The following is a 218-nucleotide window of genomic DNA, read 5'->3' as shown; positions in this document are numbered from 1 at the left end:
AAGTTTTAGAAATATAGACAATGAAACAGTTGAAATAAATCTATGAATAAATATTATGGAAAAAATAAATTATATATAAAATTTAGGGGAAAGATAAGAAATGATCTAATTGGATTTTATTTAAGTAAAGGAAAAAATTATTATTAACTACACAATTTGAACCTACATCTGCAAGATATTTTATCCCATGCTTTGATGAACNAGAGTTTAAAGCAGAA

1 protein-coding gene and 1 pseudogene (both running past the window's edge) are annotated in these 218 nt (G+C 22.6%); both read left to right on the top strand.

Annotated elements, in window-relative coordinates; genetic code table 11:
* Window positions 1–46, top strand: partial view of a hypothetical protein gene (locus LUA84_RS01290; RefSeq protein WP_231434078.1) — the end only. The gene continues 182 nt to the left of window position 1, outside the view; the window shows 46 of its 228 coding nt (coding positions 183–228); its start codon lies beyond the left edge, outside the window; the stop codon is at window positions 44–46.
* A 97-nt stretch (window positions 47–143) separates the two neighbouring features.
* Window positions 144–218 (top strand): annotated as a pseudogene (locus LUA84_RS05075) (hypothetical protein); its annotated part runs 156 nt beyond the window's last position; the annotation flags it as partial.

Source organism: Candidatus Nanopusillus massiliensis (genome assembly GCF_920984865.1).
The sequence above is the reverse complement of the archived record's forward strand: the minus strand, read 5'-3'. Positions and strand labels throughout refer to the sequence as shown.